Source organism: Paenibacillus sp. NPDC055715 (assembly GCF_053617595.1).
Genome location: NZ_JBSHGA010000004.1, coordinates 303,878 through 327,514, shown reverse-complemented (window position 1 = coordinate 327,514; position 23,637 = coordinate 303,878). Strand labels below are relative to the sequence as shown.

Annotated in this window: 27 protein-coding genes and 1 pseudogene; all 28 read left to right on the top strand. The window is 48.5% G+C overall.

What is annotated here, in order from left to right:
- Window positions 1-317, top strand: a pseudogene (locus ACWGOO_RS10155) (hypothetical protein); the annotation flags it as partial.
- A gap of 194 nt (window positions 318-511) precedes the next feature.
- A complete protein-coding gene (locus tag ACWGOO_RS10150) occupies window positions 512-1,099 on the top strand; it encodes a YqhR family membrane protein (RefSeq protein ID WP_452482991.1) in 588 nt (195 codons plus the stop codon).
- Window positions 1,100-1,180: 81 nt separating this feature from the next.
- Complete coding sequence (locus tag ACWGOO_RS10145) at window positions 1,181-2,254, top strand: M24 family metallopeptidase (RefSeq protein WP_452482989.1); 1,074 nt, start codon at window positions 1,181-1,183, stop codon at window positions 2,252-2,254.
- Between the two features lie 33 nt (window positions 2,255-2,287).
- Window positions 2,288-2,845 (top strand): elongation factor P, encoded by a 558-nt coding sequence (gene efp, locus ACWGOO_RS10140; RefSeq protein WP_023989259.1) that lies wholly within the window; start codon window positions 2,288-2,290, stop codon window positions 2,843-2,845.
- A gap of 202 nt (window positions 2,846-3,047) precedes the next feature.
- Window positions 3,048-4,301, top strand: a complete 1,254-nt coding sequence (locus ACWGOO_RS10135; protein ID WP_452482987.1) for an aspartate kinase — start codon at window positions 3,048-3,050, stop codon at window positions 4,299-4,301.
- Window positions 4,302-4,677: 376 nt separating this feature from the next.
- Entirely contained in the window at window positions 4,678-5,670 is a 993-nt protein-coding gene (spoIIIAA, locus tag ACWGOO_RS10130) for a stage III sporulation protein AA (protein ID WP_452482986.1), read from the top strand.
- Window positions 5,663-6,181: a stage III sporulation protein SpoIIIAB gene (gene spoIIIAB, locus ACWGOO_RS10125; RefSeq protein ID WP_452482984.1), complete on the top strand. Its 519-nt coding sequence runs from the start codon at window positions 5,663-5,665 to the stop codon at window positions 6,179-6,181. Before spoIIIAA ends, spoIIIAB begins: the two co-directional genes overlap by 8 nt.
- Window positions 6,182-6,193: 12 nt before the next feature.
- Window positions 6,194-6,397, top strand: coding sequence for a stage III sporulation protein AC (gene spoIIIAC, locus ACWGOO_RS10120; RefSeq protein ID WP_010345636.1), 204 nt, complete (start codon window positions 6,194-6,196; stop codon window positions 6,395-6,397).
- Window positions 6,398-6,405: 8 nt separating this feature from the next.
- Entirely contained in the window at window positions 6,406-6,795 is a 390-nt protein-coding gene (spoIIIAD, locus tag ACWGOO_RS10115; RefSeq protein ID WP_025683336.1) for a stage III sporulation protein AD, read from the top strand.
- A 12-nt stretch (window positions 6,796-6,807) separates the two neighbouring features.
- Window positions 6,808-7,998, top strand: a complete 1,191-nt coding sequence (spoIIIAE, locus tag ACWGOO_RS10110; protein WP_452482982.1) for a stage III sporulation protein AE — start codon at window positions 6,808-6,810, stop codon at window positions 7,996-7,998.
- 38 nt (window positions 7,999-8,036) lie between these two features.
- Window positions 8,037-8,807 carry a stage III sporulation protein AF gene (spoIIIAF, locus tag ACWGOO_RS10105; RefSeq protein WP_452482980.1) on the top strand — a complete coding sequence of 257 codons (771 nt, stop codon included), beginning with the start codon at window positions 8,037-8,039 and terminating at the stop codon, window positions 8,805-8,807.
- A gap of 16 nt (window positions 8,808-8,823) precedes the next feature.
- Window positions 8,824-9,465 carry a stage III sporulation protein AG gene (gene spoIIIAG / locus ACWGOO_RS10100; RefSeq protein WP_452482978.1) on the top strand — a complete coding sequence of 214 codons (642 nt, stop codon included), beginning with the start codon at window positions 8,824-8,826 and terminating at the stop codon, window positions 9,463-9,465.
- A gap of 60 nt (window positions 9,466-9,525) precedes the next feature.
- Complete coding sequence (locus tag ACWGOO_RS10095; RefSeq protein ID WP_452482976.1) at window positions 9,526-10,353, top strand: SpoIIIAH-like family protein; 828 nt, start codon at window positions 9,526-9,528, stop codon at window positions 10,351-10,353.
- A 138-nt stretch (window positions 10,354-10,491) separates the two neighbouring features.
- On the top strand, window positions 10,492-10,983 hold the full coding sequence (accB, locus tag ACWGOO_RS10090; protein WP_452482974.1) for an acetyl-CoA carboxylase biotin carboxyl carrier protein: 492 nt from the start codon (window positions 10,492-10,494) through the stop codon (window positions 10,981-10,983).
- 62 nt (window positions 10,984-11,045) lie between these two features.
- Window positions 11,046-12,389 (top strand): acetyl-CoA carboxylase biotin carboxylase subunit, encoded by a 1,344-nt coding sequence (gene accC / locus ACWGOO_RS10085; RefSeq protein ID WP_452482972.1) that lies wholly within the window; start codon window positions 11,046-11,048, stop codon window positions 12,387-12,389.
- Between the two features lie 125 nt (window positions 12,390-12,514).
- The gene (locus ACWGOO_RS10080) at window positions 12,515-12,928 is read left to right on the top strand and encodes an Asp23/Gls24 family envelope stress response protein (protein ID WP_452482970.1); all 414 of its coding nucleotides are present in this window, start codon (window positions 12,515-12,517) and stop codon (window positions 12,926-12,928) included.
- Window positions 12,929-13,001: 73 nt separating this feature from the next.
- Window positions 13,002-13,541, top strand: coding sequence for an alkaline shock response membrane anchor protein AmaP (gene amaP / locus ACWGOO_RS10075; RefSeq protein WP_452482968.1), 540 nt, complete (start codon window positions 13,002-13,004; stop codon window positions 13,539-13,541).
- A gap of 15 nt (window positions 13,542-13,556) precedes the next feature.
- Entirely contained in the window at window positions 13,557-13,790 is a 234-nt protein-coding gene (locus ACWGOO_RS10070; RefSeq protein ID WP_452482966.1) for a DUF2273 domain-containing protein, read from the top strand.
- Window positions 13,791-13,924: 134 nt separating this feature from the next.
- Window positions 13,925-14,374 carry a transcription antitermination factor NusB gene (gene nusB, locus ACWGOO_RS10065; RefSeq protein ID WP_452482964.1) on the top strand — a complete coding sequence of 150 codons (450 nt, stop codon included), beginning with the start codon at window positions 13,925-13,927 and terminating at the stop codon, window positions 14,372-14,374.
- A gap of 38 nt (window positions 14,375-14,412) precedes the next feature.
- Window positions 14,413-15,270 carry a bifunctional methylenetetrahydrofolate dehydrogenase/methenyltetrahydrofolate cyclohydrolase FolD gene (folD, locus tag ACWGOO_RS10060; protein WP_452482962.1) on the top strand — a complete coding sequence of 286 codons (858 nt, stop codon included), beginning with the start codon at window positions 14,413-14,415 and terminating at the stop codon, window positions 15,268-15,270.
- A gap of 12 nt (window positions 15,271-15,282) precedes the next feature.
- Window positions 15,283-16,647, top strand: a complete 1,365-nt coding sequence (gene xseA, locus ACWGOO_RS10055) for an exodeoxyribonuclease VII large subunit (RefSeq protein ID WP_452482960.1) — start codon at window positions 15,283-15,285, stop codon at window positions 16,645-16,647.
- Window positions 16,637-16,897, top strand: coding sequence for an exodeoxyribonuclease VII small subunit (gene xseB, locus ACWGOO_RS10050; protein WP_452482958.1), 261 nt, complete (start codon window positions 16,637-16,639; stop codon window positions 16,895-16,897). Before xseA ends, xseB begins: the two co-directional genes overlap by 11 nt.
- Window positions 16,869-17,792, top strand: coding sequence for a polyprenyl synthetase family protein (locus tag ACWGOO_RS10045; protein ID WP_452482956.1), 924 nt, complete (start codon window positions 16,869-16,871; stop codon window positions 17,790-17,792). The genes xseB and ACWGOO_RS10045 overlap by 29 nt, the downstream gene beginning before the upstream one ends.
- A gap of 107 nt (window positions 17,793-17,899) precedes the next feature.
- A complete protein-coding gene (dxs, locus tag ACWGOO_RS10040) occupies window positions 17,900-19,798 on the top strand; it encodes a 1-deoxy-D-xylulose-5-phosphate synthase (RefSeq protein WP_452482954.1) in 1,899 nt (632 codons plus the stop codon).
- 77 nt (window positions 19,799-19,875) lie between these two features.
- Complete coding sequence (locus ACWGOO_RS10035; protein WP_452482952.1) at window positions 19,876-20,727, top strand: TlyA family RNA methyltransferase; 852 nt, start codon at window positions 19,876-19,878, stop codon at window positions 20,725-20,727.
- Between the two features lie 151 nt (window positions 20,728-20,878).
- The gene (locus ACWGOO_RS10030; protein ID WP_452482950.1) at window positions 20,879-21,355 is read left to right on the top strand and encodes a hypothetical protein; all 477 of its coding nucleotides are present in this window, start codon (window positions 20,879-20,881) and stop codon (window positions 21,353-21,355) included.
- 16 nt (window positions 21,356-21,371) lie between these two features.
- Window positions 21,372-21,821: a transcriptional regulator AhrC/ArgR gene (gene ahrC, locus ACWGOO_RS10025; protein ID WP_452482948.1), complete on the top strand. Its 450-nt coding sequence runs from the start codon at window positions 21,372-21,374 to the stop codon at window positions 21,819-21,821.
- A gap of 59 nt (window positions 21,822-21,880) precedes the next feature.
- Complete coding sequence (gene recN / locus ACWGOO_RS10020) at window positions 21,881-23,599, top strand: DNA repair protein RecN (protein WP_452482946.1); 1,719 nt, start codon at window positions 21,881-21,883, stop codon at window positions 23,597-23,599.
- Window positions 23,600-23,637 lie beyond the last annotated feature (38 nt).

Sequence of the window (23,637 nt, the reverse complement as noted above, 5' to 3'; positions counted from 1 at the left end):
AAGAGCAAGAGGCGACTCCAGTGATTCCCAGCAAGAAAAACCGTCGAGTACAGCGAAAATGGGACAAAGCAATCTACAAAGAACGGCATTTAGTGAAGTGCTTTTTCAACAAAACCAAGCACTACCGTCGCCTAGCGACTCGCTTTGATAAATTGACATGCACATTTCAAGGCTTTTTTGACGTTGGCCTCGATTATGATCTGGCTTGCTTAGGTTTGAATACACGCCCTAGTTTGATGCGTGCTTTTGCTTCAATTTTCCCAAATTCTATTTTCAGAGCTTTTGAATTATTAAATATTAGCGTGCACGCATATTAAATTACCCCAGCAGCACTTCCCCATATGTAAAAACCACTTATCAAGTTCAGTGTTAAACTAACCCCCATGAGAGCATACTACCTAGCAAAATGGATATGCATGAATCCATCGAAAATGCGGCCTCCTTCATGCGCCAAAAAAGTCATCTTTTTAGCATGGAAAAAGTTTTGTATCTTGAAAGGGGATCAAACAACATGAGTGAAACCTACTCCATACCCAAGGCAGGCCATGATCAGGAACAGACTCGCGAATCTCAGGATCAACGCGACCCTAAACATAATAACAGCCGTAGAGGCAGGCAGCAGTCGGGCAAAATACATACGCCCCTTATTCCTTTTGCACTCGAACTGGGCTTTTTTGCGGGCTTGTTCTGGGGATTGCTGCGCTGGTTGTTTTATACATTGCATTTTACCGTAGTTGAACCGGGTTTTTTAGCAGAGCCTTTTTTCAAGCATTCGTTCATGAAAACGACGGCGGGGCATCTGGTGGGTTTGCTGTTTTTTATCGCATTATCAGTTGCAGCATCACTGGTGTACACATTGATGTTTCGTAGATATAAGGGACCTTTGCCTGGCATCGTTTACGGTCTGGTCTGGTGGGTTATTTTATTCGTGTTGACAGGTCCCAAGCTCGGAATGATGAATCCGCTTCATCGTTTGACCTGGGATTCCATATATACAGAAATTTGTGTATTTATACTGTGGGGACTGTTTATCGGATACACCGTTGCTGTTGAGTATACGGACGAGAGAAAGCGCGAGCCTAAGAAAGCAGGGGACTGAGCGCAACAAAAACTTCTCAAGCGGCTATCGCCTGTGTTAAAATAGCATTTGGTTATTTGACAGAGGGGAGCGGGATGATGGATGAAGAATGACCGGGTGTTAAAGCTGCGGCAGGCGCTGAGCGAGCATGCTCTGCGGGCTATACTGATTACAAGCTCTGTCAACCGCCGATATTTAACAGGATTCACTGGTTCGGCGGGTTATGTGCTGATTACGGAATCTCACAGCTATCTGCTGACCGACTTTCGTTATATGACGCAGGCGGCCGAACAAGCGGCAGGCTTTACGGTGGTACAACACGCTGCACAAGTCATGGAAACGGTGAAAGAACTGTTGTCCTCCCATCAGATCGGTGAAACAGGCTTCGAGCAGGACCATGTATCTGTTGCGACGCATAAAGCTTACAGCGAAGATTTGTCGCCTGTTACATTGATTCCGGTATCGGGAATTGTAGAAAAGCTACGGGTGTACAAGGATGCGAAAGAGTTGGAAGTGATGCAGCGGGCGGCGGATTTGGCAGATGCTACATTTGCACACATTTTGCCTTACATCAAACCGGGTGTCAGCGAGCGTGAGCTGGATCTGGAAATGGAATTCTTCATGCGCAAGCAGGGAGCTACGTCTTCCTCATTTGACACGATTGTGGCATCCGGGGTTCGTTCGGCACTGCCTCACGGTGTAGCCAGCTCCAAGTTGGTACAAGCGGGCGAACTGATTACGTTTGATTTCGGCGCGTTGCTAGATGGCTATTGCTCCGATTTGACACGTACAGTAGCTACACAAGGGGATTTGTCGCCGCAGCTACGTCAGATCTACGATATTGTGCTCAAGGCGCAGCTTCACGCGCTGGAACATATTAAGCCGGGCATGACGGGCCGTGAAGCGGATGCGCTGACTCGGGATATTATTGCAAGCCATGGTTATGGAGATAATTTCGGACACAGCACAGGTCATGGTCTGGGTCTGGAAGTCCATGAATCCACGCGTCTGTCGAAGGCAAGTGATGATATTCTGGAGCCTGGCATGGTTGTAACGGTTGAACCAGGTATTTATGTACCTGGATTGGGCGGCGTGCGGATCGAGGATGATATCGTTATTACAGATAGCGGTATCAAGGTATTAACACATTCAAGTAAAGAATTTACAGTCGTTTAATAACGATAACAGTCCTGTAGGAGGGGTATTTTAGTGATTAACGTTAATGATTTCAAAACAGGCTTGACCGTCGAGGTAGACGGAGATATTTTTACAGTGCTGGACTTCCAACACGTAAAACCAGGTAAAGGTGCGGCATTCGTGCGCTCCAAGCTGAAAAACCTGCGTAACGGCAATACTGTTGAACGTACATTCCGTGCGGGTGAAACGATTGGCCGCGCGCAAATTGAAAACCGTGGTGTGTCTTACCTTTATGCGAGCGCAGACGAGCATACATTCATGGACAACGAAACGTACGATCAATTCACACTTTCCAGCGATCAACTGAAATGGGAACTTAACTTCCTGCAAGAAAACATGAATGTAAACATCATTAGCTATAATGGTGAAATTCTCGGGATTAACCTGCCTAACAGCGTAGAGCTGAAGGTTATTGACACGGAGCCGGGTATTAAAGGTAACACCGCTACAGGTGCTACCAAAAATGCTAAAGTTGAAACAGGACTGAACGTTCAGGTTCCTTTGTTTATCAACCAGGACGATGTATTGCTGATTGATACACGCGATGGTAAATACATTTCCCGCGCATAAAAATGGTCTAGTTTCTTTATATCCCCTGTCCTTGTCAAGGACAGGGGATTATTTTCTATGGAGAACTGTTATTAAAAAAACATTGGCTCCACTTAGCACTTTCGTATTATACTGTACTAAAGTTATGCGTAGGATGTCACGTTCAAAGTCGGTTGTGCCATCTCAAGGTTACATACTGTTGAGTCTGAGGGAGTGAATATCGTTGTCTTTGTATGTCATGAAATTCGGAGGCAGTTCTGTCGGTGATACGGAGCGTATGAAACGCGTGGCAAAACGCGTTGTTGAGAAACAGAGTGAAGGGCATCAATGTGTAGTTGTTGTTTCCGCGATGGGAGATACAACAGACGAACTGATCGACCAGGCCAAATTGCTGAATGAGCAGTTGCCTGCACGTGAGTTGGATATGCTGATGACGACTGGCGAGCAAATTTCGATTGCATTGTTGTCGATGGCTATTCAGCAGTTGGGACATGAGGCGGTATCGTTTACGGGATGGCAGGCTGGTTTTCGTACGGAATCCGAGCATGGTCGGGCGAGAATTACGGACATCCAACCTCAGCGGGTATTGGATGCACTAAACAGCAATAAGATTGTCGTGGTTGCGGGTTTCCAGGGGATGTCTGCTGAAGGAGATATTACGACGCTGGGACGTGGTGGCTCTGACACGACGGCGGTTGCACTGGCGGCGGCGATCCAAGCAGATGCTTGCGAAATTTACACAGATGTCGATGGCATATATTCTACAGATCCACGGATCGTGAAGGTTGCTCGTAAGCTGAAAGAAATTTCCTATGATGAAATGCTGGAATTAGCCAATCTGGGTGCGGCAGTATTGCATCCACGTGCGGTAGAATATGCGAAACATAACCGGGTACCGCTGATTGTACGGTCCAGTTTTAACCATAATGAAGGGACGGTCGTAAAGGAGGATGCAGTAATGGAGCAGGGCGTAGTAGTTAGTGGGATTGCATATGATAAAAATGTAGCAAGAATCAGTATTTTGGGCGTAGTTGATACCCCTGGTGTACTGGCGAAAGTATTCGGAACGCTGGCGGGAGCCAAAATTGATGTAGACATTATTGTGCAAAGCGGTGTTGAGGCTGGCAGAGCAGACTTTTCCTTTACAGTGGCTCTAACGGATTGCGAAGCAGCCTTGAAGACGTTGGAAAGCATTCGCACAGAGCTTCCATACCGTGAAGTGACGTCTGAAGAAAACCTTGTCAAAGTATCCATCGTAGGTGCAGGTATGGTTAGCCATCCAGGCGTTGCAGCGCAGATGTTTGCTGTGTTGGCAGAACAAGGCGTGAGCATTAAAATGGTAAGCACATCTGAAATCAAGGTATCGTGTGTGATTGAGGCAGGCAAACTCCATGAGGTCATTCAGGCGCTGCATACAGCGTACAAGCTGGATACTGAGGAGCAAGCATTTGTAGGTGGGCCTCAGGACCGTCGGTAATTGAACGGAAGCAATCAAGTATAACGGCGGATGCATGTATGCCTCCTAATTCATAGTTTTATAATCATAGAATATAACGGTAGGTTAAGAGGTTGTTTTTTCAGCGAGTATCGGGCTGAAGGGCAGCCTCTTTTTATTGTGAATCTATTGTTTTTGCTCTAGGGTATCCCTTAGCCGTCAAGGCTTCGGGGTGCCTTTTTTGATTTTTGCAAATTCCACGAAGGCGCTTTAGGTGGCGGGGAATCTGTTTGTTGAGGGCGGATAGGAGCCTTGAAATCAACGACTAGGTTTTCAATATATTTTCGGCATAAAAAGCGAGAGTCGGCCATAGACTTGTCTTAAAGAAAAAGGACAACTGTGAGGGGGCGGCATCGGTATGGAATGGCTGGAGTTATTTCCCGAACCGTTGCACGGTATACTCGGAAAGCTTCCGGAAACGGTATTCAAGCAACTGGAAGAAATTCGGGTCCGGGAAGGAAGGCCGCTGGAAATTAATACGAATGGTGAACATCATTTTGTAACGTCCGCCGGTCGGCTGACTTTGAACCATACGGAAGCCTATAAGCCGGACCGGGAGGATGCTCACCGTTTGCTGGATTTTATCAGCAATCATTCCCTGTACACCATGGAGGAGGAGCTTCGCAAAGGATTTATTACCATTCCCGGGGGTCACCGGATCGGGTTGGCGGGGAGAACGGTGCTTAGCAGGGGACAAGTGGAGCATTTGAGGGATATAAGCAGCTTTAATGTAAGAATTGCTCGGGCGATTCCCGGTATAGCGGATCGCATATTGCCTTATGTAGCGGATCGAAAGTCCGGTAGAATCCTTCATACCCTCATCTTGTCACCGCCTCAGCATGGCAAAACAACACTGCTTAGGGATTTGGCCCGGCAACTAAGCTACGGGGGACTGGAAAGCAATAGGGGGCGTGGAAGCGGGCTCAAGGTAGGCATTATAGACGAACGCTCGGAGATTGCCGGCAGTCACAAGGGCATTCCCGGTTTTGATGTAGGACCTCGAACCGACGTATTGGATGGATGTCCGAAAGCAGAAGGCATGATGATGATGATTCGTTCCATGTCACCAGATGTGCTGATCGTCGATGAAATCGGACGACAGGAGGATGCCGAGGCGGTGCGTGAAGCGCTCCATGCGGGGATTGCAGTCATCGCCTCGGCACACGGTCGGGATGTAGCTGAAATGGCGACTCGGCCTGCTTTTGCCGGATTGACTACAGGACAGGAGCTGTTTCAGCTCTACGTCATGCTGGAGCGGACGAGCCGGGGAGTCTCCTTCCGGCTGGCAGATGCCAAGCAGCGTAGGCTGACACTGTCTGGGGAAGGGAACGGAGGCATATCCTATGCTTAAGCTGCTGGGAGCCGCGTTGGTTATACTCGCCGCTACGCTGGCTGGCTGGCAGCGGGCAAGGCAGTTTGCACTGAGGCCGCGGCAGATCAGGGAGCTGATTCTCGCGCTGCAAAGACTGACCACCGAGGTTTCCTATGGGGTGTCCCCACTGCCGGATGCTTTTGCCAAGACCGGAGAGCCGTTGCGGGAGCCGCTGCACACCTTGTTCAAGCAAGCCTCACACTGGATGCATCCCTCCTTTGGGCTGACCGCCAGAGAAAGCCTGCATAAAGCGATTGAAGCCTCGTGGAGCCGCTCCAGTATGCAACAGGCCGAGAAGGAAGCGATGCGGCAGCTAGCTTACAGTCTCGGAACCAGCGACCGTGAAGACCAGATCAAGCACATTGCGCTAACCATCCAGCAGCTATCCCATGAGGAAGCGCAGGCGCAGGCGGATCAGGTGAGATACGAGCGCATGAGTAGAAGCCTGGGATTGCTGATCGGAGCATTGATCGTCATTTTGATCTATTAGCGGGGTGCTTGAATGAATTTAGAAGTGAACGCTATTTTTCAGATTGCCGGAATTGGCATTATTATCGCCATGATTCATACCGTACTCAAGCAAATGGGCAAAGAAGACATGGCTCACTGGGTAACGGTCATCGGCTTTGTTGTAGTGCTGTTCATGGTGGTACGAATGCTGGATAACCTTCTGCAAGAGATCAAATCTATCTTTCTTTTTCAGTAGGTGGACACATGGAAATCATTCAAGTGGTCGGCTTCGCCCTGATTGCTACGGTTCTGATTTTGGTCATTAAGGAACAGAAGCCGATGTTTGCTTTTCTGATTGCGACAGCTGCGGGAATCGTCATTTTTTTACTGTTGATTGGCAAGATTGGGTCCGTGGTTGCTGTGCTGGAACGTCTAGCAAGGTCATCGGGCATGGATATGATTTATTTTAAAACCGTGCTGAAAATTATCGGTATCGCTTATATTGCCGAATTTGGAGCGCAGGTGGTTCGGGATGCGGGACAAGACGGGATTGCCTCCAAAATCGAGCTTACAGGAAAGGTGCTCATCATGGTGCTGGCGATCCCGATTATCAGCATTATCATTGACACGATTCTGAAGCTGATGCCCGCCTGAAGGGGTGATGCCATGAAAAGGCTGAAGGGGATGCCGAAACTCAAAGTGGTTGCCATTTTGCTGCTATGCCTCTGGTGTGCTTCGGCTGCGGTCATGTTTGCAGATACACCTACGAATGAATGGATCAGACAACAGGCGGAGCAGATGCCCAAAGATGAGGTAGAGCATTATTGGGACGGGCTGATGCAGCAATATGGTGGATTTTTCCCCGATCAGAAAACGCCCTCCTTCATGGATATGCTGCTTCCGGGCGGTGAAGGGTTCAGTATTAAAGGTGTATTGAGCGCTATAGCCGACTTTTTCATCCACGAAATTCGGGTGAATGCCAAGCTACTCGTCACCATTGTCATGCTCAGCATTATGAGTATGGTGCTGGAAACACTGCAAAGTGCTTTTGAAAGTAATCAGGTCAGCAAAGTCGCCTACGCGATTGTATATATGGTCATTATCATTCTGGCGATTAACAGCTTTAGTGTAGCGATTGGTTATGCAAAGGAAGCCATTGACAGCATGATTCAGTTTATGATGGCGATGCTGCCCCTGCTTTTTGCCATGCTGGCCTCGATGGGTAACGTCGTAACGGTTTCGGTCACCCACCCGCTGATTGTATTTATGATCAACACGGTCGGGACGGTCATTCATACGCTGGTATTTCCGCTGCTGTTCTTCTCGGCAGTGTTGTATCTGGTCAACTCACTGACAGGCAAATACAAGCTGACCCAGTTGGCCGATCTGCTGCGCAACGCCGGAGTGGGGGTGCTGGGAGTCCTGCTGACCATTTTTCTGGGTGTCATTTCGGTACAGGGCTTGACGTCGTCTGTTACTGATGGATTAACGATTCGAACGGCCAAGTATATTACAGGCAGCTTTGTTCCAGTGGTGGGTAAGGCGCTGGTAGATGCGACAGATACGGTCATTTCGGCTTCGTTGCTCGTGAAAAATGCTATTGGGCTGGTAGGAGTCATCATTATCCTGTTCCTCTGTGCCTTCCCTGCCCTCAAGATTCTGACGCTGGCCCTGATCTATAAAGTCACAGCAGCAATTATGCAGCCTTTGGGAGATACGCCTATCGTGGAATGCCTGGATGCAATCGGTAAAAGTATGATTTATGTCTTCGCAGCGCTGGCGGTAGTGGGGTTAATGTCCTTCCTTGCGATTACGATCATGCTCGCGGCAGGCAATATGACGGTCATGATGAGGTGAGTGAATAATCAAAAAGCAAACGGGGGGAGGGGAGTGACGTGACCTGGCTGGGAGGCTGGCTGAAGGAACTGGTGCTGATTGTGCTGCTGGCTTCTTTTGTCGATATGATCTTGCCAAGCCGTTCCATGGAAAGGTATGTAAAGCTCGTACTCAGCCTGCTTATTCTACTAACGCTACTCTCTCCGGTCGTGCGTTTGCTGAGTACTAGTCCCTCTGAGCTTCTGGGGAGCGCGTTTGATCTTCAGCGTCAGGCAGAGACAGGTAGGGGTGAACCGACATTGGAGGAAATTTTGGAAAAAGGGAACAAGTTGAAGCGGCAACAGGAGCAAAGCTCCATGCAATGGGCTGGCCAAGAGGTCGCCAAGCAAATCAAGGGACAGCTGGAGCAGCATACCGGGTTAGCGATTCAATCGGTTCAGGTTACGCTTGCTCAGATGAAGCAGGGAGCGTCCGATCTGGAGGCTGGAACGGGTATTCAGTCAGTAGTGGTTAAGTTAGCGGAGCAGCAGGCTGGGCGTGAGGAGAAAACCACGAATGTCCCACCAGGTGCGGACTCCAAGCCGATTATGATAGAGCCTGTAGCTGAAAAAGAAGTAAATATCCGCGTAGAGCCAACGCCTGCAAAAGCATCGGATCAAGAGAAGGGAACGGCAGAGGGGGCCAATAACCGTGCAGAAAACTCTAATGGTGAAAAGACAGCGAACACGCAAACTTTCGGCTTAATTACTGGACTGTTGCACGAAAAATGGGGAATCGACAGCAAAAATGTTCAGGTGTTTTCTTCGCAAAACGGTACACATGAATGGTAACAGGAGGTGAGCAGAAATGGGCAAATGGATGAATAAGCTGGAGCAATGGATGGGCGGGGGGGCAGACGGGCCCAAAAGGTTCAATTCATTTCGCTGGCTGCTTATTCTCGGTCTTATCGGGGTTGCGATCATGCTTTTTAATTCGTTCGTGAATGTGAAAAAGGTGGACTCGGAAAACGTGGGGCGGGAGCCGCCTGGTGTGATGAAAAATGAAACCGCACTTCAGACAACGGCGGGTGAGGAAAGTTCCTTTGCCGGAATTGAGAAGGTGTTCGAAAATAATATGACGCAGATGCTGGAGCAGATTGTTGGTGTAGGGACGGTCGACGTCATGGTTACGGTTGACTCCACTGAGGAAGTCATCGTTCAGCGTAATGTGAAGGATATGCAGGAAGAAAATAACGAGACGGATGCCAATGGAGGTCAGCGACATACCACTCAATATACGCGCGACGGAGAGATTGTCACTTATGAATCGTCAGGAGGTCAGCACACCCCGATTGTTACAAAAAAAGTTAAGCCGCAGGTGCGGGGAGTGCTCGTTGTGGCCATGGGAGCAGAAAATCCCACCGTGAAGCAGTTGATTGTGGATGCCGTACAGAAGGGGCTTAATGTGCCTTCCTATAAAATTTCAGTCGTTCCGCGCAAGCAGGGATAGATTGAAATCAGAAGCAGGGATAAATGAAAATCCTAATTTAATGATATTGGAGGACAGAACATGAATAACAAAAGACAAACTGTTTGGCTGGTGTCCATGCTGAGTTTAATGGTCGTGCTATCTGCGTACTATCTGTTTACAGAGGACTCCAGCCCGGCGAACCCGCCTGTGGCGGACAGTGAGCAAGTGAGCAAGGTTAAGCAGGATACCGCCGAGGAAGCGACAGGCAAGACAGAAGAACAACTGAACGAGCTAAAAGTAAATGAAGTGGTGACCCATGGAGAAGTAACCAAAGAAGGGACTGCCTCTTCCGCGAAGACGGACATGGCTGCCGCAACTGATCCTGCTACCGAATCTACTACAGGCGAAAATAAAGATACGGCCGCTGCCCCGGCTACTGAGTCTGCTAAATCGGATCAAAATACTACTGCTACCGCGCCCGATACTGCGGCAAAAAGTGACGATAAAACAGCATCCACCGCAAAAACGGACCAGCAGGTGCTCGATCAGGTGGCAACGGAACAAGCCGCGAAGCCTACGGCCGCTGCTGTTATCGACAACTACTTGCTGGAGCGGGATGTGGCAAATCAAAAGAAAAATGACGAGCTGACGACTGCAATGAACGATAGCACTGCCAAGAAAGCCGCGGAGGCACAAAAAGAATTGCATGTGCTGGAAGACAAACAGGCGAAAATCACCGGAATTGAAGAAGAGCTTCAGCAGCAGTTCGCCAATGCGGTGGTCCGCGAGGAAGATGCCGATAAATACAAGGTAGTGGTTCTGAGTGAAAAACTGGATGCTAAACAAGCGGTAACAATCGTCGATAAAGTCATGAAAGAATTGAATGTAACACAGGACAAGATCAGTGTCCAGTATGTTACACAATAAGACAAAAATCGAGAAAAAGCCCGGATTTCTGCACATTTCCGGGCTCTTTCTATTTTTAATGATTGTGATATAATACATAAAGCTGTTTCAACAATGTTATCAGCAACCGGAAAAATGCTGAAGGAGTGATTAATAGAGATGTTCAAATTAAGCGAGATTAAGGAATTGATCAAGCTGGTGGATGAAACGTCTGTACATGAGCTTGAAATTGAAAATGAAGGAACTCGCCTGTTGATCCGTAAACCGGGCAAAAGCGAGATCGTTACGGTACAGGCTCCTTTGGCAGCACCTGCTTATGCAGTGGCACCACAAGCTGCTATTCCGAATCCACAAGCACAGTTTGATGCAGGACATACATCTGTTGGGGAAACCAAGGAATATGCAAGCAATCTACATAAAATCGTATCTCCGATGGTAGGGACTTTCTATAGTTCTTCATCCCCGGATACGGCTCCGTATGTGAGTATCGGCAGTAAAGTAGGCGAGAAAACAACGGTGTGTATTATTGAAGCGATGAAGCTGATGAACGAGCTGGAAGCTGAAGTGAAGGGCGAGATTGTGGAAATTTTGGCCGAAAACGGACAGTTGGTCGAGTATGGCCAGCCATTGTTCCTTGTAAAACCGGAGTAAGACGCTTGCTTGCGCCCTTTTTTTTAGGGTTCAGCCAGACTGCTCCCAGGGAGGATAAAGTCATGACATTTCAAAAAGTATTGATTGCGAATCGTGGAGAAATTGCGGTTCGTATCATTCGCGCTTGCCGCGAAATGAATATTTCGACGGTTGCCGTATATTCGGAAGCCGACAAGGATTCGTTACATGTGCGTCTCGCAGATGAGGCTTACTGTATCGGACCGACGCTGTCCAAGGACAGCTACCTGAATTTTACGAACCTGATGAGCGTTGCGACATTGACTGAATGTGATGCAATTCATCCAGGTTACGGATTTTTGGCTGAAAACGCCGACTTCGCTGAAATTTGCGAATCTTGCAATATTACGTTTATTGGTCCTTCTCCAGAAGCGATTAACAAAATGGGAGACAAGGCAGTCGCCAAGCAGACGATGAAGGATGCCGGGGTTCCGGTCATTCCGGGTTCGGACGGGCTGGTGGAGGATTTGCAGGATGCCATTACCATTGCTCGCGATATCGGCTATCCGGTGATCATCAAGGCCACAGCAGGTGGCGGCGGTAAAGGGATCCGTATTGCTGAGGATGAAGATAATCTTATTCAACAAATCACTACCGCCCAGCAGGAAGCGCAAAAAGCGTTTGGCAACGCAGGTGTGTATCTGGAAAAATATTTGACCGGTATGAAGCACGTAGAGATTCAGATCATAGCGGACAAGCACGGCAATGTTGCGCATCTGGGCGAACGGGACTGCTCTGTGCAGCGCCGTCGTCAGAAGCTGTTGGAGGAAGCACCGTGTCCTGTACTTTCGCAGGATGTGCGTGAAGAAATGGGTCAGGCAGCCGTTCGTGCGGCATTGGCTGTACAATACTCCGGTGCGGGAACGCTGGAATTTTTGCTCGGACAGGACAATCAATTTTATTTTATGGAAATGAACACACGAATTCAGGTCGAACATCCCGTAACGGAGATGATTACCGGTGTGGATTTGATTAAGGAAATGATTTTGGTCGCTGAAGGGCATCCGCTTTCCTTTACACAGGAAGAAGTCGTCATCAATGGATGGGCGATGGAGTGCCGTATTAACGCCGAGGACCCTGATCGCAATTTTATGCCTGCACCGGGTAAAATCGGATTTTATCTGCCTCCAGGCGGCCCTGGGGTACGCGTAGACAGCGCAGCTTATCCGGGTTACAGCATTCCTCCTTATTATGACTCCATGATCGCCAAATTGATTGTGTGGGCGCCTACACGTCAGGAAGCGATTGCCAAAATGAAGCGGGCTCTGTCCGAGTTTGCTATTGAAGGCATACCGACAACGATTTCTTTTCATCAACGTTTGTTGGAGCATCCAACCTTCGTCAAAGGCGATTTTGATATTAAATTTTTGGAGGAAAACGAAGTTTAATCGGTATATTTCCTCAGTTTGTCATAATGAACGCCAAATGATATAGTATGGATAATAAGTGAGCATGTCTGCTTTGAAATTCAAAGCTGAAGTGAAACTTATTTTGACCGAAAGGTGTTGAAGGTATGAACACAGTGCCAACCGAATTCGAGCGTACAGAAATTGGGGAGATTCAGATTGCTCCGGAGGTTATTGAAGTCATTGCCGGACTGGCAACCGTTGAGGTGCCGGGCGTAGCGGGAATGAGTGGCGGATTTGCAGGCGGGTTTGCCGAGCTGCTGGGCCGCAAAAATTTGTCCAAAGGTGTAAAAGTGGAAGTCGGGCAGCGTGAAGCGGCTGTAGACGTCTCCGTCATTATTGAGTACGGTAACCGTCTGCCTGAGGTGGCTGCTGCTATTCAGCACAATGTTAAGCGTTCCATTGAAACCATGACAGGTCTTAACGTTGTTGAAGTGAACGTGCAAATTCATGATGTTCAATTCAAAAATGCCGAAAAAGTAGAAGAGCCGGAAGTTCTGGGCGCCGGACGGGTTAAATAGAGCGATACTTTGTACAAACCCCCGACCCTTAAGGGTCGAGGGTTTACTCTAATTTAAGGAGGCTGTGCGTTTCGTGGCTAAAGTTATGGACAGACTTCTGCTGTTCTTGTACAGCTTAAGTATCGGAATTATTTCCATTCTCGCCATCCTCCTCCTGAGCGGAGCCATTCCGTATGCCTTAAGCATTCAGGATGAGCGGATTGTGTGGTCTACCAGCTTGATTATGGCAGGAGTACTGTTGTTGTTGAGTCTCCGGGTTTTTTATATCTCCATTCGCCGGAACCAAACGGTACAGCATTCTATAGATCAACGAACGGAGTACGGTGACATTCAGATTTCAGTGGATACCATCGAAAATCTGTGTCTCAAAGCGGCATCCAGATATCGTGGAGTACAGGACCTGAAAGCACGTATTCGCGTACTGGAATCGGGACTTGATATTACGATTCGGGCGGTTGTGGACGGGGAAAGTTCCATTCCGGTGTTAACCTCCGAGGTACAAAAGGGGGTACACGATCATGTGGAAGAAATTACTGGAATTCCTGTGTCCAATGTGTCTGTGTACATCGCCAATGTTTCTCAGTCACCAAGCTTTAAGAGTCGTGTGGAATAGAGGTGATTTTCCCTGATGCCCTGGAAAGAAATATGGGGAAGTTACAAGGGCCGGATCACGGGAATTACGGCCGGTATTTTTTTCGGGTTTATTTATTTGTGGGCAGGCTTTTGGAATATGTTGTTCTTTGCATTGATGGTGTTCATCGGATATACGCTAGGAAGACGTAGTGACTCAGCGCTCCATTCCCTCCTAACTTGGAAGGAATGGAGCGATTGGCTGTCGCAGCGTTGGCGTCCTTTTAAATGAACCCTGTGATACGCTTTCTCCAAAATAGAGCTGTAGCTTCTTTGCGCCCAACGTTTTGGAGGATGCGTTCACAGGTTTTTTTGTGGAATTGGTTAAAATAAAAAATAGATACAGGCAAGCGTAGGAGGCAGGGCATGAAAAGACGTCTGGCGAGGGAAATAGCGGTACAAAGCATGTACCATATGGAAATGAATGAAGTGGATGCAGCAGCAGCAGTAGATATGTTGCTCCAGGAAGCGGCAGAGGATAACGAAGCGGAAGTAGTCATCAAAAATGCAGCAGTGTTAAGGGCTTACGTATTAGAGCATGTGCGGGGTACCTGGGAACACAAGGAAGCGATTGACAAACTTCTGGTGGATTATCTCAAAGGTTGGCAGATCAGCAGACTTTCACGCGTGGATCGCCAAATTTTGAGACTAGCGGCATATGAAATGATTTTCCGCGAGGATGTTCCAGCTAAAGTTTCAGTCAATGAAGCGATTGAATTATCCAAGCATTTTGGGACTGAGGAGTCGGGTAAATTTGTCAACGGTGTTCTGGGACGGGTTATACAAGAACTGGAGCAACTGAAAGCACGGTTTTAAGCTGAAATTATTTTACTCAGGTTGGGGAGTGGTTGAACATGTCAGCAACGATCATTGATGGCAAACAAATCTCTAAGGATATTCGCGCAAGCATTCAGCAGGAGGTCGTCCGTCTGAAGGAACACAAATTCCAGCCTGGACTGGCTGTCGTACTGGTAGGTGAAGATCCTGCTTCTCAGGTGTATGTTAGAAACAAGGAAAAGGCGTGTCAAGATCTCGGGTATTATTCCGAGGTGCATCGGTTGGCAGCGGATACTTCGCAGGAAGCATTACTGGAGCTGGTGAACAAGCTGAATCACCAAAGTAATATTCACGGGATTCTGGTACAGCTTCCGTTGCCCAAACACATTCATGAAAAAGCAGTCATTGACGCTATTGCAGTCGAGAAGGATGTGGATGGATTTCATCCGGTGAACGTGGGGAATCTGGTTATTGGTGATGATAGTCTCCTGCCTTGTACTCCTGCTGGAGTCATTGAGTTGATCAAGCGTGCGGGGGTAGAAATTGAGGGCAAGCATGCGGTAGTCATTGGTCGCAGTAATATCGTGGGCAAGCCGGTATCGCTGTTATTGCAGCGTGAAGATGCTACGGTGACCATGTGTCACTCTCGTACGGCCAATATCGCCGAACTGAGTCGACAAGCGGATATTTTGGTGGTTGCCATCGGTAAAGCCAACTTCATTGATGCTTCGTTCGTGAAGCCCGGAGCGGTAGTCATTGATGTAGGCATGAATCGTCTAGAGAGCGGAAAACTGGCGGGTGACGTTGATTTTGAGAGCGTGAAGCAATTATCCGGTCCGATTACACCTGTTCCCGGCGGTGTAGGGCCGATGACAATTACCATGCTGATGCAAAATACGCTCGTAGCGGCCAAGCGGTCGCACGGTTTGGCATAAGGGCGGTTGCCTGTGGCTGAACAGCGTATTTACTCTATTAAGGACCTGAATCGTTATATCCGGATGAAGCTGGAAACGGATCAGGTGCTGTCCGACGTTTGGATACGCGGGGAAATTTCTAACTTTACGCATCATTCGAGTGGTCATATGTACTTTACGCTCAAGGATGAGGGCAGCCGCATCCGTTCGATTATGTTTGCGACCCATAATCAGCGGCTCCCTTTCGTACCAAAAGAAGGTACGCGTGTTATTGCCCGGGGAAACGTATCCGTGTACGAACGGGATGGACAATATCAATTTTATGCGACCCAGATGCAGCCTGACGGTATAGGAAGCCTCTACCTTGCTTATGAACAGCTCAAGCAAAAGCTGGATGCAGAAGGGCTGTTTGATACTGCTCGCAAGCGTAATCTCCCTGTTCATCCCGCAACGATTGGCGTGATTACGTCACCAACCGGAGCGGCTGTGCGTGATATTATTACTACGCTTCAACGGCGATACCCGCAAGCCGGAATTATGCTCTATCCTGTGCTTGTGCAGGGGAAAGGTGCTGCGCCCTCTATTGTTAAGGCGATTGAAGCCATGAACTGTATGCAGGAGGTTCAGGTGATGATCATCGGGCGGGGCGGTGGCTCGCTGGAGGAGTTATGGGCGTTTAACGAGGAAGCGGTTGCGCGTGCCATTTATGCATCGGTGATTCCAGTTATTTCGGCCGTCGGGCATGAAACCGATTTTACGATTGCCGATTTTGTGGCCGATTTGCGAGCGGCTACGCCGACCGCAGCCGCCGAGCTGGCTGTGCCTCATCAGCAAGAGTTGCGGGATCAGTTGCTCCAGAGGAAGCAGCGATTACGTAACGCACTTCGACAGCGGCTGGAAACCAGCCGTGAACGGTTGATCCGGCTTCGGCGCTCACCGGTGCTGCTGCACCCACGCCGCTATATGCTACAGCATGCGGAGCGGATGGATATGTTGCATCAGCGGCTCATCCGGGCAGCAGGCAACCGTTCGCGCTTGAACGCGGAGAAGAACATGCGTATGCGTCAGGTGCTGGAGCGGTTTAACCCTCGCGAACAAATCCTTTCGGCCCGCAAGCAGACGGATGTGGCACAGCGTCAGCTGGAATCTGCGATGCGTGCTATTACCAAGACGGGACGGCAGCAACTGCACGCGGGTATTCGTCAGTTGGATGCGCTTAGCCCGCTCAAGGTCATGTCGCGAGGTTACAGCCTTGTGTACGATGAGCAGGAAAAACGGTTGATCAAGTCTCTAAAAGACATACAGCCGGGCGATTCTATCAAGATTAAAGTGAGTGACGGGCAGTTGGACTGCCAAGTATGGGGAATGAAGGAGGACGCGAAGCACGGTGGCGAATGAAACGGAATTGAATTTTGAAGCGGCCATGGCCGCTCTTGAAGAAATTGTCGGACAACTGGAGCATGGAGACGTTCCTCTGGAGCAAGCCATTGATTTGTTCCAGCGTGGTATGAAGCTGTCTCAGCTTTGCAGTCAGAAGCTGGAGCAAGTTGAACGTAAAATTGAAATGATTGTGGAAGAGGACGGAGATTTGCGCAAGAAGCCTTTCGGCGGTGGAATGGATGAAAACGGTGGTGAAGGCGTTGAATAGACCATCGTTCAAGGAATATTTGACCGGGACGGTGGACGAGGTTTCGTCTGCATTGACCGAGCAATTCCCAGCTCATTGGAGCATTCCCGCCGTTCTTCGTGAATCCATGAATTATTCGCTCACCGCAGGTGGAAAACGCCTGCGGCCTCTGCTTGTGATCGCAGCTGCTGAAGCATTCGGCGGAAGCCGAGAGGCAGCGTTACCCGTAGCATGTGCGGTAGAAATGGTACATACGTATTCCCTGATTCACGACGACTTACCAGCCATGGATGATGATGATTATCGCCGGGGCAAACTGACGAATCATAAGGTATATGGTGAGGCGGTTGCTGTACTTGCAGGGGATGCATTGCTGACCCACGCATTTTACAGTGTCGTACAGACGGGTCGTCGTCACGGAATTTCATCCGATGCGCTGCTGTCCATTGTGGAGGAATTATCCGAAATGAGCGGAGCGCGGGGCATGGTGGGTGGTCAGGTTGCGGATATGTCCGGCCAACAAGGGATGACGGGAATTGAGGAACTGGAGTATATCCATCTCCACAAAACCGCTGATTTGATTATTTTCTCATTGCTGGCTGGTGGACGGATCGGTGGAGCGGATAAGGGTCAATTAGAGGCGCTTCGCCGTTTTGGACGCGATCTGGGACTGGCATTTCAAATTCAGGATGATATTCTGGATCTGGTGGGTGATGAGAGCAAGCTGGGTAAAAAAACGCAAAGTGATGTTGAACAGGAGAAGGTTACGTATCCGTATTTTATCGGTATGGAGGCCTCTTTGCAGCAGGTGGAGGAACTCACAGCTTCGGCTAAAAATGCCTTAATTGAAGGCGGTATACCTGATTCTTCGCGTTTGCTGGAGATTGCCGATTACCTGATGAAGCGAGATCATTAGTAGGGGTAGGTCTGTTTTGACTTGTCTGCGTTTAAGCATGACGAAAAAGTGTGATATAATACTTGTTAACTTTACACACAAACTTGAAGGAAAGCGGGGAGATATGCGTGCTGCTTCCACACATAAAGCAACCAGGCGATCTGAAATCACTGTCGGTTAAGGAGTTGGATTCTCTTGCCGAGGAAATCAGGGGCTTTTTGATTGAGAAGCTGTCCGTGACTGGGGGGCATCTGGCATCGAATCTGGGAGTGGTTGAGCTCACAATCGCCCTGCATTACTGCTATAACAGTCCGAAGGACAAAATGATTTATGACGTTGGGCATCAGGCCTATGTGCACAAAATATTGACAGGGCGAATGGATCGTTTTGATACCCTCCGCCAACGTGATGGACTTTGCGGTTTTGTAAAAAGAAGCGAGAGCGAGCATGATGTTTGGGAAGCTGGACATAGTAGCACTTCTTTGTCGGCCGCGATGGGGATGGCTTTGGCTCGTGATTTGAAGGGCGAGGACAATAAAGTCATTGCCATGATCGGGGATGGAGCGTTGACTGGAGGTATGGCCTTCGAAGCGTTGAACCATATCGGACATGAACGTAAAAACTTGATGGTCATTCTGAATGACAATGAAATGTCCATAGCGCCGAACGTAGGGGCAATGCATAATTATTTGAGCAAAATCCGCTCGGACCGTCATTATTTGCGGGCGAAGGATGAGCTGGAAGTTTTGCTGAGAAAAATACCTGCTATCGGTGGTAAACTTGCTAAATCGGCTGGCCGTGTCAAGGACAGTCTTAAATATATGATGGTACCGGGCGTACTGTTTGAGGAACTGGGGCTGACGTATCTTGGCCCGGTAGACGGACATGATTTGCCCAAGCTGATTGAAATTTTCCAGCAAGCAGATAACGTCACGGGTCCCGTATTGGTGCATGTTGTAACCACCAAGGGTAAAGGCTATAAACCTGCGGAGGCAGATTCACATAAATGGCACGGAATCAGTCCTTACAAAATTGAATCTGGTCAAGTGCTCAAAGCCGTAGGCAATCCGATGTATACGGAAATTTTCGGACAGACGCTGATTGAGCTGGCTGAGCAGGATGAGCGTATTATTGCGGTTACACCTGCTATGCCTGGTGGATCAGGGCTGGTGCCGTTCAGTAAGAAATTTCCTACACGCATGATTGACGTCGGCATTGCCGAGCAGCACGCAGCTACCATGTGTGCCGCCTTGGCAATGGAAGGAATGAAGCCGGTATTTGCGGTATACTCCACTTTTATGCAGCGTGCTTATGACCAAATTGTACATGACATCTGCCGTCACAATGCAAACGTGATGTTTGCGATAGACCGTGCGGGTTTTGTCGGGGCAGACGGGGAAACCCACCATGGTGTGTTTGATGTAGCGTTCTTGCGTCATATACCGAATCTCGTGCTTATGATGCCCAAGGATGAGAACGAGCTGCGTCATATGATGAAAACAGCGCTCGATTACGACGACGGCCCGATAGCTTACCGCTATCCGCGTGTTAATGTGCTTGGTGTGCCGATGGACAAAGAATTGCAAGCTATACCTATTGGCAGTTGGGAGCCTTTACGCAAGGGTGAGGGCTTCGCTGTAATCGCTTCGGGGCCGATGCTCCAGGTGGCAACAGAGGCTGCGGACGCGATGAAACGAGAAGGTTTGCAGGTGAGTGTCGTTAATGCCCGTTTCCTCAAGCCGTTAGATGAAGATATGCTGCGTGAACTGGCCCGTCAGCATACAAAGCTGATCGTATTGGAAGAAGTCTCCGAAGCAGGAAGTTTGGGTAGCGCCGTGCTGGAATTTTATGCCAAAGAAGAAATACAGGATACACAGGTGCGCCTGATGGGGATTCCCGATATGTTCGTGGAACATGGCTCGATCAAGGAGCAACGCGCCGAAGTGGGCCTTACCGTTGAAGCGGTGTGCCTGAAGCTTCGCAAATGGGCTACCGAGCCTGCGTATGGTATGGGACAATCGGTATAGGGGAACTTGAAGCGAAATCGTGACTATTAAGAAAAAGTATGACAAAAGCAGCGTAGCTGCCTTAAAGGGAGATTAACATGTCTGTTCCGAAGGAACGCATTGATGTATTACTTGTAGAACAAGGCTTTTTTGAAAGCCGCGAAAAAGCCAAAGCCGCAATTATGGCAGGTCTGGTACTGGCCAACAGTGAACGGATCGAGAAGGCGGGTATGAAGGTACCACGCGACAGCGAGCTTAAAGTAAAGGGTGCAGTGCATCCGTATGTAGGCCGTGGAGGGTTGAAGCTGGAAAAGGCTATCCGTCAATTCGAGCTGGATATGAAGGGCAGAACGATGCTGGATATCGGCTCATCCACCGGAGGTTTTACGGATTGTGCCCTCCAGCATGGAGCGGAGTATGTATATGCCATTGACGTGGGATATAATCAGCTGGACTGGTCGCTTCGTAATGACGAACGGGTATGCGTAATGGAGAAAACGAATTTCAGGTATATGACACCGGCGGATTTGAACGGACCTGTACCGAATTTCGCAAGTATTGATGTTTCTTTTATTTCGTTGCGCATTATTTTGCCGCCATTGCTTGCGTTGCTACATCAGCCTGCTGACATTGTGGCTCTGATTAAGCCGCAATTTGAAGCCGGACGTGAAAAGGTGGGGAAATCCGGCGTCGTCCGCGATACCGCAACGCACAAAGAAGTGTTGCAAACCATCCTGACATTCTCGCACGAGCTTGGATTTTCGCTGAAAGGATTGGCTTATTCTCCTATTACCGGTGGAGAAGGCAATATTGAATTTTTGGCGCATTGGCGTTTGGATAAGTCTGCTATTGCAGACCCGCAACAGGAAAGCGTTGATTTCCGTCCGTTGATTGAACTTACTGTTCAGGAAGCAGGTCAGACCTTCAATAATGGTCCGTCGCTTAAGTAACATTCAGGGGTTCCCAAGAGTTCTGTGAACTTAAGGGAACCTCTTTTTGGTAGGGATTGTTTAACGAACTCACGTTCGCCTATAATGAGGTATACAGAAGAAAAGGGATATCACCTCCTGTGCTAGAATATGTCCATGAGGTGATCGATTCATGGACACGCGATATGATACGGTGATCATTGTCGTAATCGGCGTAATATTAGTGGTATGGGCTTTTTACGGTCTGCGTACCTGGCTAAAGGAGCCGGGGCCGCTTGTGTTAAAGACGATACCGATTAACGAGGAGTTGGACGAAGGGCCTGCTGTGGACTTGCTGGAAGACGCGGGTTATGAGCTGGTGGGCGGAAAAATGAAAATCCCGCTTGCTTTTAAAGTGAATGGACATACCGTATATAGCCGTTTGTTTATAGACTATGTGGCTGTGCGAAATGGTTCAACATATATGGTCAAAACGTCACGCCGCAAGAGACCGATGGAGTGGAATGGTCCTGATTTGCGGGACAGGCTTATGCCTTATCTGCTGCTTTATCCGGGCTGTGCGGGCGTATTGTACGTTGATACAGACGAACGGGGTATCCGCCTTATTACATTAGTGGAAGACATCGAAGAAGAGAAATATGAAGATTAATCCATAGGAGGATTTTATGAAGGGCCAACGACATATTAAAATCAGAGAAATTATTTCACAACAGGAAATTGAAACGCAGGACGATCTGGTTGAAGCATTGCGCAAGGCTGGTTTTCAGGTCACTCAAGCCACCGTATCTCGGGACATCAAGGAACTGTTGCTTATTAAGGTTCCGATGGATGACGGCAGGTACAAATATTCGATGCCTTCAGATCAGCGATATAATCCGGCGCAGAAACTGAAACGTACATTGGGCGACAATTTTTTGCATATTGACTATACGACCAATCTGATCGTGATGAAGTGTTTGCCGGGAACGGCGAACTCGATCGCTGCATTATTGGACAACATTGAATGGCCTGAAATTATGGGGACTATTAGCGGAGATGACACCATTTTGATTATTTGCCGATCGGAAGAGAACAGCGAGACCATAGTGAATCGTCTTATGGGCTATATTTCCTGACCATGAATTCTAGGCCTATTTAGACGTTTGAATTTGTACATCATAGAGGTGAAAGAACGATGCTGGTTACTTTATCTATACGAAATTTGGCAGTTGTAGAGGCTGTCGATGTTCATTTTTATAAAGGGTTCCACGTATTGACCGGGGAAACAGGCGCGGGTAAATCCATCATTATCGATGCCCTCGGTCTGATTGCTGGAGGCAGAGGTTCCGCCGATCTGGTCCGTTATGGGTGCGATAAAGCAGAGATGGAAGCGCTGTTTGAACTGCCTGTTAAGCATCCGGTTTGGGTAACGTTAGAGGAGCAAGGAATCAAGGCGAATGCGGAAGAACATCTATTGATTCGGCGGGAACTGACCGTTCAAGGCAAAAGTTCATCACGGATTAACGGTCAAATGGTCAATTTAACAATGCTGCGTGAGGTAGGTGAGCAGCTTGTCAATATTCACGGTCAGCATGAGCATCAAAGTTTGCTACGCGCAGACCGCCATTTGGCTTTGCTGGATACGTTCGGTGATTCGGTCATCGGTCCTGTCAAAACGCTTTACAGAGAGCGCTACAATGCTTTTGTCAAAGCGGAAAAAGAAGTACGGGAGCTGCAAAGCTCCAGTCAAAAGGCCTATCAGCTATTGGATATGTACCGATTTCAATTAGAAGAGATCGCTGCGGCGGAGTTGAAATTAGGAGAAGATGAATTATTGGCAGAGGAACGGGTCAAGCTATCCCATAGTGAGAAAATGATGGATGGGGTATCAGGAGCCTACGATCTGCTAAGTGGCAGAGGTGGACTGGACATGATCAATAACGTGTTGTCCAGACTAAATGATATCCAAAGCTACGATAGCAAAAGCCTTCAGCCCATTGCGGAGCAGATTCAATCTGCTTTTTACCAGTTGGAGGATGCAGCGTTCCAATTACGTTCGTACCGTGAGGATATTGAATTTAATCCGGGCAAGCTGTATGAAGTGGAGCAACGTCTGAATCAAATTACCGGGTTACAACGAAAATATGGTGATAGTATAGAGCAGATTTTGGAATACTATAGCCGTATTGAGCAGGAAACCGATATGCTGGAGAATAAGGATGAACGGCTGGAGCAGTTAATTGCGAAGCGGGATGAGTTGCTTTCCGATTTGCTCCAGATTGCAGAAGAGCTTACAGAAGCGCGTGAAATTTGTGCTGAAGAGCTGGCCGAGCAGATAGAGCAGGAGCTAAAGGATCTGCAAATGGAAAGAACGTCACTCAAAGTACGTATTGATCCGATTGAAGATCCGCGTGGATATGAATATAAAGGACGGCGGGTACGACCAACCAAGCAGGGCATCGATAGTGCGGAATTTCTGATTTCCCCGAATCCGGGGGAGCCACTTCGTCCACTGGGCAAGATTGCTTCTGGTGGTGAGCTGTCCCGTATCATGTTGGCGATGAAAAGTATTTTTGCACGTCATGATCAAATTCCTGTACTCATTTTTGACGAGGTGGATACTGGGGTAAGCGGTCGTGCGGCTCAATCCATTGCCGAGAAACTGTATCGTTTGTCTTCCGTCTGTCAGGTATTTTCCATTACTCATTTGCCGCAGGTAGCATGTATGGCGGAACATCAGTACCTCATTGAGAAGAATGTTCATGACGAACGTACAATGACGCAAATAGAAGCGTTAAATGAGGACGGACGTGTAAAGGAATTGGCGCGTATGCTGGGCGGCGTGGAAATTACCGAAAAAACTTTGCATCACGCACAGGAAATGCTGAATTTGGCGGGAGGAAAGAAAGCCTGAAAAGAGCGGCTGGCGTAATGATTAACAGTTATAAAAGC